Annotated in this window: 12 protein-coding genes and 1 pseudogene; 8 read left to right on the plus strand and 5 right to left on the minus strand. The window is 57.2% G+C overall.

Features of this window, described 5'->3' with window-relative positions; all coding sequences use genetic code 11:
- Window positions 1-419: 419 nt before the first annotated feature.
- The 3 genes from C5J26_RS30850 (at window position 420) to sigJ (ending at window position 3,188) form a co-directional block, all read left to right on the plus strand.
- Entirely contained in the window at window positions 420-1,856 is a 1,437-nt protein-coding gene (locus C5J26_RS30850) for an MFS transporter (RefSeq protein ID WP_105405243.1), read from the plus strand.
- A gap of 92 nt (window positions 1,857-1,948) precedes the next feature.
- Window positions 1,949-2,266, plus strand: a complete 318-nt coding sequence (locus C5J26_RS30855) for a putative quinol monooxygenase (protein ID WP_105405244.1) — start codon at window positions 1,949-1,951, stop codon at window positions 2,264-2,266.
- 58 nt (window positions 2,267-2,324) lie between these two features.
- Window positions 2,325-3,188 carry an RNA polymerase sigma factor SigJ gene (gene sigJ / locus C5J26_RS30860; protein ID WP_105405245.1) on the plus strand — a complete coding sequence of 288 codons (864 nt, stop codon included), beginning with the start codon at window positions 2,325-2,327 and terminating at the stop codon, window positions 3,186-3,188.
- A gap of 288 nt (window positions 3,189-3,476) precedes the next feature.
- Here sigJ and C5J26_RS30870 read toward each other — a convergent pair whose 3' ends face one another.
- Complete coding sequence (locus C5J26_RS30870; protein WP_105405247.1) at window positions 3,477-4,370, minus strand: LysR family transcriptional regulator; 894 nt, start codon at window positions 4,368-4,370, stop codon at window positions 3,477-3,479.
- A 122-nt stretch (window positions 4,371-4,492) separates the two neighbouring features.
- Between C5J26_RS30870 and C5J26_RS30875 the strand changes: the two genes are divergently transcribed.
- The 5 genes and pseudogenes from C5J26_RS30875 to C5J26_RS30895 form a co-directional block, all read left to right on the plus strand.
- Window positions 4,493-5,464: a tripartite tricarboxylate transporter substrate binding protein gene (locus C5J26_RS30875; protein WP_105405248.1), complete on the plus strand. Its 972-nt coding sequence runs from the start codon at window positions 4,493-4,495 to the stop codon at window positions 5,462-5,464.
- Window positions 5,465-5,480: 16 nt separating this feature from the next.
- A complete protein-coding gene (locus tag C5J26_RS30880; protein ID WP_105405249.1) occupies window positions 5,481-6,986 on the plus strand; it encodes a sulfatase-like hydrolase/transferase in 1,506 nt (501 codons plus the stop codon).
- A gap of 44 nt (window positions 6,987-7,030) precedes the next feature.
- Window positions 7,031-7,483: a tripartite tricarboxylate transporter TctB family protein gene (locus C5J26_RS30885; RefSeq protein WP_105405250.1), complete on the plus strand. Its 453-nt coding sequence runs from the start codon at window positions 7,031-7,033 to the stop codon at window positions 7,481-7,483.
- Between the two features lies 1 nt (window position 7,484).
- Window positions 7,485-8,990, plus strand: a complete 1,506-nt coding sequence (locus C5J26_RS30890) for a tripartite tricarboxylate transporter permease (RefSeq protein ID WP_105405251.1) — start codon at window positions 7,485-7,487, stop codon at window positions 8,988-8,990.
- A 613-nt stretch (window positions 8,991-9,603) separates the two neighbouring features.
- Window positions 9,604-9,887 (plus strand): annotated as a pseudogene (locus C5J26_RS30895) (sulfatase-like hydrolase/transferase); the annotation flags it as partial.
- Between the two features lie 386 nt (window positions 9,888-10,273).
- On the opposite strand, the gene C5J26_RS30905 reads toward C5J26_RS30895, so the two are convergent.
- From C5J26_RS30905 to wrbA, 4 genes are all read right to left on the minus strand, one after another.
- Window positions 10,274-10,762 carry an ester cyclase gene (locus C5J26_RS30905; protein WP_172746210.1) on the minus strand — a complete coding sequence of 163 codons (489 nt, stop codon included), beginning with the start codon at window positions 10,760-10,762 and terminating at the stop codon, window positions 10,274-10,276.
- Between the two features lie 188 nt (window positions 10,763-10,950).
- Window positions 10,951-11,502 carry a heme-binding protein gene (locus tag C5J26_RS30910; protein ID WP_105405254.1) on the minus strand — a complete coding sequence of 184 codons (552 nt, stop codon included), beginning with the start codon at window positions 11,500-11,502 and terminating at the stop codon, window positions 10,951-10,953.
- 27 nt (window positions 11,503-11,529) lie between these two features.
- Window positions 11,530-12,033 (minus strand): ribonuclease E activity regulator RraA, encoded by a 504-nt coding sequence (rraA, locus tag C5J26_RS30915; protein WP_105405255.1) that lies wholly within the window; start codon window positions 12,031-12,033, stop codon window positions 11,530-11,532.
- Window positions 12,034-12,042: 9 nt separating this feature from the next.
- Complete coding sequence (gene wrbA / locus C5J26_RS30920; protein ID WP_172746211.1) at window positions 12,043-12,690, minus strand: NAD(P)H:quinone oxidoreductase; 648 nt, start codon at window positions 12,688-12,690, stop codon at window positions 12,043-12,045.
- Window positions 12,691-12,818 lie beyond the last annotated feature (128 nt).

Consider the following 12,818-nt stretch of genomic DNA (forward strand, 5'->3'; position numbering starts at 1 on the left):
GACGGCTCTGCCGCCTCGTGAGAACCTCCAACGTAGACTCCATGGAGAAACTCCTTGTCGCTCATCCATGGAATGTCGATCACAGATCAGGCGGCGGCAGGCAATGTGGGGGCAGAACACCGGTTACGGTGAAGCTGCATTCCCTCCTGGAAATGGAGGATCCAGGCTCTGCCCTCCAGGAAGCGCCGTGGCCGGAGCTTCGCACGATCCTTGCCGATCTTGTGCGGATTTGCGCAGGTGATCACAGAACCAAGGCTCATCTTCGGGGAGACTAACAAGGGAGTCTGGCACCGAGTGGCTTACGGCCAAGTTGGCCAAAAAATCTTCTGGGTGCGTCACAAACCTCCAAGTCCATTCGTCATGCCAGCAATGTAACCTGTTGCTGCCTCCAGATGGATGGCAGACCCTTTGGAGGCACTATGACAACCAACATCTCCTCTCCGCTCATTTCCGGTGGCTGGGCACAGCTTCTCCGCGGACGAAACGGGGTCTTTTCGCTTGCACTTGCTGGTGGTGTCACCCTTCATGCAATCAACATCTACATCGTTACCACGGTCATGCCTTCGGTTGTCGCAGAGATCGGAGGACTCGAATACTACGCCTGGAGCACGACGCTCTTCGTCGTCGCCTCAATCCTCGGCTCCGCTCTCTCGGTCCGACTGCTCCGTAAAACGGGGGCTCGCGGGGCGTACGCGGCGGCAGCGATTCTTTTCGGAATAGGCACTACGGTCTGCTCTTTCGCTCCAAGCATGCCGATCCTTCTCGGTGGGCGGGTAGTACAGGGTCTGGGAGGAGGGTGCCTCTACGCGCTCGCCTACTCCGTCATCCGGGAGGTCTACCCACAGCATCTGTGGTCTCGCGCGATCGGATTGATCTCCGCCATGTGGGGCGTCTCCACTCTCATCGGCCCGGCCGTCGGCGGTGCATTCGCGGAATCGGGCCCGTGGCGCGCCGCTTTCTGGTCGCTGGTGCCAATCATCGGGATATTTGGAATGATCGCCTGGCTTGTTCTTCCTGGCCGCAAGGCTTTGGCAGAAGGTGACAGCTCGGCCTTGCCTGGCCGGCAACTCCTTCTGCTCACTGTTGCCGTGCTTAGTGTTTCGGCCGCCAGCACGAGCACCATTCTCGGCATCAACATCGCCGGGCTGCTCGTTGCCGGGCTTCTCATCGGTCTGCTTTTCAGGATAGAGCGCATCGCGAGCGTACGTCTCCTGCCGACCGGAACTCTCGCGAGTTCCAGTCCTCTCGCCGCCCTCTATGCGACGGTTGCCCTTCTCGTCATCAGCATGCAGCCGGATGTCTTCGTCCCCTATTTTCTGCAGATCCTTCACGGGCAATCGCCGCTAGCCGCCGGCTATCTTGCCGCGTTGATGGCAATGGGCTGGACAGCAGCATCGATAGTCAGCTCTGGCACGGTCGAAAAAAAATCCACATCGCGCCTGCTAATCATCGGTCCGCTGACGGTTTTCTTCGGCCTGCTGATCCTGTGCGCCACGCTTCCCCTGAGCAGCCAAGGGCAAACCATTATCCTGGCTCCGATTTCTTTTGGTCTTGTTCTCGTGGGCTTCGGTATCGGCCTGGTCTGGCCTCATCTGGTAACGAGTGTTTTCAAGAACGCGCCCCCGTCGGAACGGGATCTGGCGGCGGGTGGTGTGACGACCGTGCAGCTTTCCGCGACCGCGCTCGGCGTAGCCATCGCCGGTATGACCGCCAACCTGGGTGGGTTGATCGATCCGGGCGGCATAACTGGCGCCTCTTCGGCAGCAAGAGCGCTGTTCCTTGGCTTTTCGCTAGCACCGCTGATCGCCTTGCTGGTGGTCCAACGAGTCCTTCGACACGCCAGAAGCAATTGTTGATCCCGCAGACAGACTAACCGCGCAGACAGAGCGTTTGGCCCATTCACCCTTTCCGTCACCCTCAGCAAAGCATGAAAACTTAGGAGAAAAGCATGAGTAAGACAGCCCTTTTCGTGAGGCATACTGCCAAGCCTGGCAAGCGTAGCGAAGTCCAGGAAATCTGGGAAAGATACGTCCGTGATTATGTGACGGCTAACAGCCAGCAACCGGCCTATTTCTACTGCTTCGATGACAAGGATCCTGACGTTATCGTCGTGTTCCAGCTCTACGCCGATCAGACGAGTGGTCGCGACTTTACTCAACAGCCATGGTACCCGGAATATGAGCGGGAAACGGCGGCACTGCTTGCGGGACCGTCAGAGTTCCGCTCGGCGACCCCGAAGTGGATAAAAGGTCTTGCAAGTGAGTGAGCAAAGTTCGGGTCGGCGCGAGGATATCGCGTCGGCCTGCTGCAATGAAGAACACACGATGGTCTTTGCAACCATGCGGCCCCGACTTCTGGGGATCGCATACCGGATCCTCGGCTCGCGCGCGGAGGCTGAGGACGCCGTCCAGGACACATACCTGCGCTGGCGAGCCGCGGACAAGGCAAATGTCGCTTCGCCGAGAGCCTGGTTGACGACGGTCTGTACCCGCATTTCCGTGGACCTCCTGAGAGCATCATACCGCCGCAGGGTCGACTATGTCGGCAATTGGCTCCCTGAACCACTGCACGCCGTCACTGAGAACGAGGCCGAGAGACAAATGGATCTAGCGTCTTCCCTTTCTACAGCCTTTTTGCTGATGCTGGAACGACTGAGCCCGAGAGAGCGGGCGGCTTTCCTGCTCTACGAGATCTTCGAGATGTCTTATGCCGATGTTGCGGCGTCACTCGACATGAATGAAACGAATTGCCGCAAGCTCGTCTCCCGCGCCAAGAGCCGCATCGGCGACGATCACCGACGGTACAACCCGACCGTGGAGAGGCAGGAGGAACTCCTCGCCGCGTTCCAAACGGCTGTTCGAACGGGGCACCCGACACCCCTGGCTCACCTTCTGGCAAGAGACGTCCGGCTCACAGCGGATGGTGGCGGCAAGGTTGTGACCCTCAATGAGATATTGATCGGGCAAGACGTCCTATCCTTTGTTACGGACAATCTCAGTCAATGGTGGTCTTCGTATGAGCTCGCTGTCGAAGACATCAACGGTTCACCGGGGCTGATCCTTCTAGATGCTGGGAAGCCCGTTGGCGCACTGACGTTTGCTTACAACGCCGATGGCGAGGTCACCGATATCTTCGTGGTACGCAATCCGGAAAAGCTCTCAAATCTGTCCCTAACAAAGGTTCACTAGGAGCTAGGTCGAACGTTTCGACGAAGGGAGAAGCGGTTTTAGCAGCGGTCCCACGCATGCAATCGGTTCCCATCGCGGCCAAAGTTGCGCGGCGGACTCTAGTCGGACCGCGTTGGAGACGCAGTTTGGGGCAAGCCTGGGGGCAGGGCGGTGTTTGCGTCTTTAAGGGCAGGATCGGGGCGCGGCAGCGTGACGTCCTGAAAATCAAGCCGCAAGCTGACAAGACATTGTTCTTCGACAAGGATACGGGCAAGCGTCTTCGCTAATGGTGGCGCGTCACCGTGAGTGTTATCGCGGCGGCCGGTAGAATTTCTTTGCCATCTCCATGAAGCGCAATGCCGTCGCTGTCCGATCATCCGATCGTTTGGCGATGAGCATTTCCGCCATCGGCGTCTCGTCGAGGTGAAGCGCCTTGTAGACCACGCCTTCGAGCTGCAGTTTCGTGATCGATCGGGGGAAGAAGGCGATCCCCAGACCACCGGCGACAAGCCCGAGGATTGCATGAAGCTCATTTACTTCCTGAACTGTCTTCAGCTGTATTCCTGCCCTCTTCAGGTAGGGCTGAAAATTGCCCTGCACATATCTTGCCTTGATCCGTTGAGTTGTGATCAGGCCCTCGTCACACAAGTCCGCAAGCCTGATAGCCTTTGACGCCGCCAGTCTATGGGTCGCCGAAATGGCAACCACGTAGGGCTCACGCAGCAGCAAAGCGGTCTCAAAGTCCTCTTCGTCGAAGACGGGGCGAAGGAAGGCGATCTGAATCCTGCCCGCTCGAAGAGCCTCGACCTGATCGGCCGATATCATTTCATGGAGGATGATGTTGACCTCCGGAAAAAGCCGCGCAAATTCTGACGTCAGTGTGGGCAGAACGTTCAGCGCCGCAGCATCGGCAAAACCGATCGTGAGCCGTCCGACACGGCCCTGTGCTGCTCTTTTCGCCATATCGACGGCGAGAGTCAGCTGTTTGAGGGCGACGCTACCTTCTTCAAGTAGACTTTGGCCGGCATCAGTCAACGCGACACGTCGGCGAGTGCGGTCGAACAACTGGACATCCAGTTCGTGCTCGAGTTTCGCTATCTGCTGACTGAGCGCCGATTGCGTTATCCGCAACCTCTCCGAGGCGCGAATGAAATGAAGCTCTTCAGCCAGCACGACAAAGGAGTTGAGAAGCCGTTGATCCATTTCGGTCTTATTAGCGCCTCTAATTTCTAAATCAGGTAACCGTACGCTAGCTTATATCCCACGCGTGGCACAGCCATGCAATGCGGCTCTTGAGGAGGGTCGCAAGATTCTAGGGAGGCATCATGAAAACCTTGCTATCCACCGCCGTGGCGGCCATTGTCGCTTTGGGACTGCATACATCCGTCTCTTTTGCCCAAGACGGCTGGCCGGCCAAGCCAATCACTCTGATCGTTCCATTCGCGCCGGGCGGCAATACGGACTTGCTCGCTCGCACGATTGCGCCGAAGCTAGGTGAAAAGCTGGGCAAATCCGTCATTATTGAAAATCGGCCTGGGGCCGGTGGGACACTCGCGACGACGCAACTGGCAACAGCCGCAGCCGACGGCTATACGATGCAGATTGGTGACATCAGCACGCATGCGATCAGCCCTTATGTCTACAAGAAGCTGACATATGACTCGATCAAGGACTTCAAGCCGGTCATCCAGATCACGTCTGTCCCCCTGCTTCTGGTCGTCAACCCTCAAGTCAAAGCCAATTCGGTCGCAGAACTGATTGCGCTCGCCAGGGCGCAACCGGACAGCCTCTCTTACGCCTCGTCCGGCAACGGTTCACCGCAGCATCTGGCATTCGAGTATTTCAAGAAGCTCGCTGGCATCAATCCCGTCCACATCCCCTACAACGGTTCTGCTCCAGCCCTGACCGACGTCGTTGGCGGCCACGTCCAGATGATGATCGACGGAACCGCCGTTCCTCAGGTGAAGAGCGGCAACCTGCGAGCTCTCGCCGTCACCGGGAGCGAACGCGCGAAAGCCCTGCCTGACGTGCCGACCATGGCAGAAGCGGGGGTGAAAGATTACTCCTTCAACTCCTGGCACGGGATCTTCTATCCTGCGGGCGTGCCCGATGACATCGTCAGCAAGGTCAATGCGGCAGTCGACGAGATCATCCACCAGGACGAGGTGAAGAACAAGTTCTCGGATCTCAATATCGGCGTCGCGGGTGGCTCCCCCGCCAAGTTCGCGCAGTTTATCGCCTCTGAAAACGAAAAAATGAGAGCTTTGGTAGCTTCGTCCGGCGCCACTCAGGAATAACAGGTCTGCCTATCTCATGAAACATATACCGCCTGGCGGCGATGTTGCGCGTCCAAACGTCCTTTTCATCACTGTCGATCAATGGCCCGGAAATTTGTTAGGTTGCGCCGGACATCCGGTGATCGAAACTCCGACGCTTGATCATCTGGCCTCGGTTGGGACTCGCTATACCAGGGCCTATTCGGAATGCCCAATCTGCATTCCCGCCAGGCGGACGATCATGACCGGCACAAGCCCACGCCGACACGGCGACCGTGTTTTCCAGCCCTCCCTTAGAATGCCGCAAGACCTTCCCACATTGGCAGAGACCTTTGGTCACCACGGCTATCAGACCCGTGCGGTTGGCAAACTGCATGTCTATCCGCAACGGGATCGCATCGGCTTCGACGATGCTTTACTGGCGGAGGAGGGGCGTGGCGCGCTCGGAGGAACAGACGACTATGAAATGTTTCTCGCAGACAAGGGATATCCGGGCCAGCAGTTCATGCACGGCATGAGCAACAATGAGTACAGTTGGCGGACCTGGCACCTGCCGGAAGAACTGCACGTGACCAACTGGACGACCTGGGCTGCCGCTCGCAGCATCAAGCGTCGTGACCCAACCAAACCGGGTTTATGGCATGTCTCTTACACCCCGCCGCATCCGCCGCTCATTCCGCTAGCGGGTTATCTGGAGCGTTACCGAGCGAGGACGATAGATGCGCCATATACAGGTTCATGGGCTGGGGCCGATGCTGCGCTTCCCCATCCTTTGGAATTGACGCGCGACTATTGGGCGAAGCTGCCTCCCGAACAACTCGCTGATATGCGTCGCGCGTTCTACGCGCTTTGCACCCATATCGACCACCAGATCCGCATCCTGATCGGCACCTTGCGCGAGGAGCAAGTTCTCGACAACACGATCATCCTGATCACCAGCGACCATGGCGATATGCTCGGCAACCACGGCTTCTATGCAAAACGATTGATGTACGAAGGATCGGCGAATGTGCCGATGATCCTTGTCGGAACGGCGTCCGACAGCCGCGTGCAGATCGGACGCGTAGACAACCGATTGGTCGGTTTGCAGGATATCATGCCGACACTATTGACCCTTTCAGGGCTGCCGGTTCCGGAGACTTGCGAGGGTAAATCCATGGTGTCTGACGAACGCCGCGAATTTCTCTATGGCGAAGCACTGTCTGGACCAAAGGCAATGCGCATGGTGCATGACGGACGCCACAAGCTCATCTGGTATCCGGCTGGCAGCCGCTTTCAGCTGTTTGACCTGGTAGCCGATCCGAAGGAGATGGTCGATCGGAGTGATGACAGCTCCTATGGCGATGTCCTATCGATTTTGAAGCGGCGCCTGCGCGAGGAACTTTATGGCGAAGATTTACAGGCCGTAGACGATCAAGACTTCATTGGGTTTCCAGTTCCGGTCACCACCGTAGCTCCTAATCGGGGATTGTCCGGCCAGCGCGGGCTCCATTTCCCGGCACCGCCGCTGCAGGATCCCTCCGTCATTGTGGGCGGTGTTTAAATCCTTGCCGGCATTCCAGGCGACAGATTTGGAGTTTATGTGAAATGAGCATTTCAATTGGCATCGATCGGCTGGCTGGGCTGACATTTATCGTGCTGGGCGCCGCATTCCTGTGGCTTGGGCTCGATTTCGGGTTTGGGTCGATGTTGAGGATCGGCCCGGGCTTCTTTCCCGTTATTCTCTCTGGAGTACTGATCGGTTTCGGCGTGGCAATATTCGTCAGGAGCTTTCTCTCGGACGATAGTTTCCACATGCCGAAGCTCGGGCCGATGACACGCGTGCTCGCGGCTATCGCCATATTTGCAGGGTTCATGCAGCCGGTTGGCAGCTACCTCATCTTGCCTGTCGTCGTCGTTCTCACCGCATCCGCGAGCCCGAAATTCCGGTGGACATCAGCAGTGTTGCTTGCAGTCGGCACCACTATCTTTTCCGATCTGATCTTCCGTGTCGGCCTCGGATTGCCGTTTTACGCCGTCGGCTATTGGTTTGGAGGTTGAGATGGAGCTTCTCTCGCATCTGGCACTAGGTTTTGAAACCGCCCTTTCGCCTATCAATCTCTTCTACTGTTTTGCGGGTGTGCTGATCGGGACGTTGATCGGTGTCCTGCCGGGCTTAGGCCCTGCACCGACTGTGGCGATGCTTCTGCCGCTGTCGTTCGGGCTGCCACCAGTATCGGGCTTCATCATGTTGTCCGGCATATTCTATGGGGCGCAGTACGGTGGCTCGACGACAGCAATCTTGATCAACACCCCGGGCGAGTCCTCTTCCGTCGTGACAGCACTCGATGGCTATCAGATGGCTCGGAAGGGTAGGGCGGGCGAAGCCCTGGCGATGGCCGCAGTGGGCTCGTTTATCGCGGGCACTATCGCAACAATTATCATCGCTTTGCTCGCGCCACCACTCGCCAGGGCTGCGCTTTTGTTTGGTCCAGCAGAATACTTCTCTCTTATGGTGCTGGGCTTGATAGCAGCGATTGCGCTCGCGAATGGTTCAGTCCTCAAGGCGGTTGCGATGGCCGTTCTCGGTCTGCTGCTCGGGCTGGTTGGCACCGACGTCACGTCGGGCGTCCAACGATATACGTTCGGCGCCCTGAAACTTTATGACGGGATCGCAATCGTCGCAATCGCTATGGGGCTATTCTCCGTCGCTGAAGTGCTGCGTAATCTTGAAGATCAATCCGAGCAGCAGACGACTGTGACCCAGGTCACCGGCCTCGCTGCGGGGCTGTCGCGTTTTTGGGAGGCGCTGGGGTCAATCCTTCGCGGCACCGCGATCGGCTCTGTTCTCGGCATCTTGCCGGGCGGCGGTGCGACCCTCTCCTCGTTCGCTTCCTACGCCATCGAAAAGAAGATTTCACGGCATCCTGAAAAGTTTGGGACCGGCGTCTTGCAGGGACTGGCCGGGCCTGAATCCGCTAACAACGCAGGAGCCCAAACTTCCTTTATTCCTATGCTGACCCTCGGGCTGCCATCCAATCCGGTTATGGCGCTGATGATCGGGGCCTTGATGATCCACGGTATCCAGCCGGGGCCGAACGTTATTTCCGAGCAACCAGCCTTGTTCTGGGGATTGATAGCTTCCATGTGGATTGGCAATACGATGCTCGTTGTGCTCAACCTTCCCTTGGTCGGCCTCTGGGTCAGGCTTCTCACCTTTCCATATCATCTTCTCTTTCCAGCGATTGTCGTGATCACCTGCATCGGCGTCTTCAGCTTTAACAATTCGATGTTCGATGTCTGGATGCTGCTGCTCTTCAGCATGATGGGATACATTCTGGTCAAGCTGCGGTGCGAGCCTGCACCGATGCTGCTCGGATTTATCCTCGGGCCGATGATGGAGGAACACCTTCGTCGTGCGCTGTTGCTCTCACGGGGTAGCATGACGGTCTTCGTTGAGCGGCCTATAAGCGCCACAATGCTACTGATCGCGCTTGTGCTCCTTGCCGCGCCGGCACTTTCGTCCGTCCGCAAGCGGCGGGAACTTATTTTCGCGGAGGGCGACTAGGGCGAGATCATGATCATTTCGCTTGAGAGGTTGATTGCGTCACAACTCTGGGGCGATCAGGAAGCACCCCATCGTACAGGGATGGGGTGCTGGCGCGACATTCACTAACGAGCCATCATCGCAACCGCTTTGGAAACGCCCGGTAAGAACCTATTGTTCGGGCGAAGGCTTATCCATCGCTCCATGTCGTCCAAGACCCTACCTGCGGTCGTTCAGCGATAGATAATTAAGCGGCTACCGCGGCTGCGCTACTCGCGAACGGAAAGCTGCTGTTGTGTGTAAACCAAAAAACCTCGGTTCCATAAACTGGCATTACTCCTCGAAGCGAGTCCTTACAAAGACTTAACCCATCCGCCGGTTCGACTCCCTTCAAGAGCCGCGTATGGAACGTCGCGCCGATTAGGTGGGCAAATATCTTCGTCGATAGTGCAGATCATCGAGGCGACTTCGGACATTCTTTGAAGTAGCAACTGCCAGCTCGAAAATGAATGGACGTGGTAGGCGCAAGGAACCACTTCGGAGTGGTCACCGATTACTTTTTGTTATCTCTCCCGATCTCGGATCGATTATCCGTTGGCAACATGAGCCTCTACAACATCGTAACGGAGGCCCCATGAAAACGATCTTTGTTCTTTTCGACTCGCTTAATCGCGATGCGCTCGGCTTTTATGGCGGAACCGGCATCGAGACGCCGAATTTTGATCGGTTTGCTCAGCGTTGCGTCACGTTCGACCGGCACATGCAGGATCGCTTCCCTGTATGCCGGCCCGTCGCGATTTGCACACCGGACGGTTAAATTTCATGCATCGGTCCTGGGGGCCGCTCGAGCCGTACGACAACTCTTTCGACCAGCTGATGAAGAAGAACGGCAGCTACACCCATCTGATAGCCGACCATCTGCGGTCGGGAGATCGACCGTCTTTTGCCGACCGCTGATCAGGATGAAATGCGGCGGCAAGCAAGGGCCGCATTGGCGGCAAGCCGGAGCGAATGGAAGAAGGCGGACAAGCGGGTCGGATATACGAGGGCGAAAAGAGCCGAGGAGGAAATTGCAGATGTCGGGGAGGAGTTGGCAAAGGAATTGTGGAGCGCGGCGCCTCGATCTGTCGCCGGCGTCGCGGTGAGGCTGCATTCCCTCCTGGAAATGGAGGATCCACGCTCTGCCCTCCAGGAAGCGCCGTGGCCGGAGCTTCGCACGATCCTTGCCGATCCTGTGCGGATTTGCGCAAGTCCCAAAGGTTGCGGGACGGTTCCCGCGAACGCCATGACAACGACTTGTGGACTTATTCTCCCCTGAGCTGATTGATAGCGCCGATCCAATTCTCGATATGGTACGTGTGCGAAACTTTCCCTCCGCGAACTGTGAGGATGTCGATGCCCATCAGGTCGAAACTCCTGCCGGTGTGCGGAACGCCGAAAAATTCACCAGCTGGGGTACCTTTTGCTTCGGAGCGAACGATGATCTTGTCGCCTGAAACAAAGATGCCCTTGATTTCGAGCTTCAAATCCGGAATGATTTGCGCGAAGCCCGCAATCATCTGGATTGAAGCGTCGCGGTCATGGCAATCCGCCGGACGATCGCCCGAACATGATTGAAAATCCTCCGTGTAGACTTGCTCATGGACAGCCTTGACGTCGTGTCCTTTCTGGACACTGAAGAGGTCATACCACGGTGCCACGATGGCTCTTGCCTGCTCCACTGTCAGCTGTTGCGCACTGACAGGGCCTGCGGAAATGACCGCGACCACGATGGCGCCTGCGATTGATCTCATTCTTATCTCCACTGGTTTTCTCCAATAGCTTTGGTTTTTGATCGCAAATAACCACGGCCATAAACCCATTTGTTCCTTCAGCCTTTGTGCATTCGTCGCAAGGAACTTAGGTGGACGAATTTTACGGCGTCCGCGACGGGACAATCCCGCCGCTACCGTGGGCTAACTTTGCACAGCCGCTCTCACCGCTAGTTGCCTGATGGCACCTTAGGCAATGCTTCTATAGCATCCAGTCCCGCTTGGGCGCAGGCATCATCGAGATGTCCACCCGGCGCACCTGCCACACCGATTCCTCCCACAACTTCGCCCGCAAAAACTATCGGCAATCCGCCGCCGAGTGCCAGAACCTCCTCGTTCATGTCCTGCAAACCGCGGAGTGCTGGTGTTTCAGACAACATTGCAACGATGTCTGTCGTAGACCGTCGAAATCCCACAGCGGTGTAAGCTTTTTTCCGGCTACTATCGATCGTGTGCGGCGGCGCGCCATCGCCGCGCGCAACTGCGCGAACCACCCCTGACCGGTCAACGATCGAGATGCCGATCCTGTGCCCTTCCTTCTCACAACGTGCTAGACTAGCTTGAAGCGCCCGCATTGCCAAAGAAACCGGGAGAACCGATTCCGTTGGTAGCTCGTCGGCAGCTTTTGCTCCGGTCAACGAAGCCGGTACAAGGCTTGCGAGCATACTAAGGCCGACGCTCCATCTACAAAATTCTCTCCGCATGCGACCAATTCGATTCATCGAAATTCTTCTCCTACAGGTTGTTCTTTATTCTCTTACGCCCGGAATGGAGGACAGGTCGAGTTGACGGGGGCTGACCAGGACGGCATCAACGTCCGCATAGACCCAATCCCCGGATTCTATTGTGACGTCACCGAAGCTCACGGTCGGACCTCGCTCGCCGGTGGTTTGTTGCCATCCGCGTCGTGCAGTCGTGCCGAGCGCTTTGACCCCAATTGCCAATCCGGCTATTCCGACGCTGTCTCGGATGGCCCCATTGATTACAACTCCGGCCCAACCGTTCGCGACGCCGATCTCGGCGAGCCTATCGCCCATAACGCCGATCCGAAGGGAGCCACTCGCATCGACTACAAGTACACGCTGGTTACCCGCTTCCGAAAGGAGGTTGAGAACGGGCGTGTGATCTTCGAAAGTCCTCAATGTTTCTGCTTTGCCACTGAAAAATGCGTGACGGCCGAAACTGCGGAATTGAAGTGCGCACACCTGTAATATTTGGTGGTGTGCATCATAGATATCTGCGGTGTTCCACATATCGTACCCCTAGTTTAGATCTCGCTTCACGTCGTGAAGACCGCGCGCGATCCATAACCCGATAGTTGCGGCGCGTTCTCCCAAGATGGCGGCGCCGGCGAGATCATCCTCGCTTGGCTTTACTCGGACGCGCGCGGGTTTGGTCGCCGCCGTCGCACCGTATGGGGATGCCACAAGGTCAAAAATGGGATCACTGTACCCAGGCGTGACAACAATCATCCCGAGATGCATCATGGTAGCAAGAAAGCCCATAACGGTGATCTCGTGGCCACCATGGACCGTGGAGGCGGTTGTGAAAGCCGCGCCAACCTTGTTGCGCAGATCACCCTTTTGCCAATTCGATCCGAGCCGATCGATGAAGTGCTTCATCTCCGCCGACATTGAGCCAAGGCGTGTCGGCGCTCCCATTACGACAACATCGTATTCGCATAGATCATCGGGCTGCGCTACCGGCAAGTGCCGGATTTCGGCAAAGGCGGAGCCGATATGAGGATGAGCCAACAACTCTGCCTCATCGGTCAGTTCAGGGACGCGTTTTATGTCCACCTCAGCGCCGGGCACACGGCTCGCACCCCCGGCAATCGCTATCGCCAAACGCGCTGTGTTGCCGCTTCGAGAGTGGAAAAGAACTAATATCGACACGGTATGTTCACTCATCGCGAAACCCTTCCCGAGAGGGAGGTTCGTCATGGTGGGTGCTCAGCTGATAATCACCGATTATTGTGCTGACGGGGTCAAAGCCGGCGTAATAAAATTCCGCGCCGGCGGGGAACCCATCGAAAATC

The organism is Neorhizobium sp. T7_12, assembly GCF_002968535.1.
Taxonomy (GTDB): Bacteria; Pseudomonadota; Alphaproteobacteria; order Rhizobiales; family Rhizobiaceae; genus Neorhizobium; species Neorhizobium tomejilense.

What these genes read in the sequence shown, in the direction of transcription:
- C5J26_RS30870 (WP_105405247.1), bottom strand. Translation starts at nt 4,370, where the DNA reads ATGGATCAACGGCTTCTCAACTCCTTTGTCGTGCTGGCTGAAGAGCTT.
- C5J26_RS30885 (WP_105405250.1), top strand. Translation starts at nt 7,031, where the DNA reads ATGAGCATTTCAATTGGCATCGATCGGCTGGCTGGGCTGACATTTATC.
- C5J26_RS30850 (WP_105405243.1), top strand. Translation starts at nt 420, where the DNA reads ATGACAACCAACATCTCCTCTCCGCTCATTTCCGGTGGCTGGGCACAG.
- C5J26_RS30875 (WP_105405248.1), top strand. Translation starts at nt 4,493, where the DNA reads ATGAAAACCTTGCTATCCACCGCCGTGGCGGCCATTGTCGCTTTGGGA.
- wrbA (WP_172746211.1), bottom strand. Translation starts at nt 12,690, where the DNA reads ATGAGTGAACATACCGTGTCGATATTAGTTCTTTTCCACTCTCGAAGC.
- sigJ (WP_105405245.1), top strand. Translation starts at nt 2,325, where the DNA reads ATGGTCTTTGCAACCATGCGGCCCCGACTTCTGGGGATCGCATACCGG.
- C5J26_RS30905 (WP_172746210.1), bottom strand. Translation starts at nt 10,762, where the DNA reads ATGAGATCAATCGCAGGCGCCATCGTGGTCGCGGTCATTTCCGCAGGC.
- C5J26_RS30855 (WP_105405244.1), top strand. Translation starts at nt 1,949, where the DNA reads ATGAGTAAGACAGCCCTTTTCGTGAGGCATACTGCCAAGCCTGGCAAG.
- C5J26_RS30910 (WP_105405254.1), bottom strand. Translation starts at nt 11,502, where the DNA reads ATGAATCGAATTGGTCGCATGCGGAGAGAATTTTGTAGATGGAGCGTC.
- rraA (WP_105405255.1), bottom strand. Translation starts at nt 12,033, where the DNA reads ATGTGGAACACCGCAGATATCTATGATGCACACCACCAAATATTACAG.
- C5J26_RS30880 (WP_105405249.1), top strand. Translation starts at nt 5,481, where the DNA reads ATGAAACATATACCGCCTGGCGGCGATGTTGCGCGTCCAAACGTCCTT.
- C5J26_RS30890 (WP_105405251.1), top strand. Translation starts at nt 7,485, where the DNA reads ATGGAGCTTCTCTCGCATCTGGCACTAGGTTTTGAAACCGCCCTTTCG.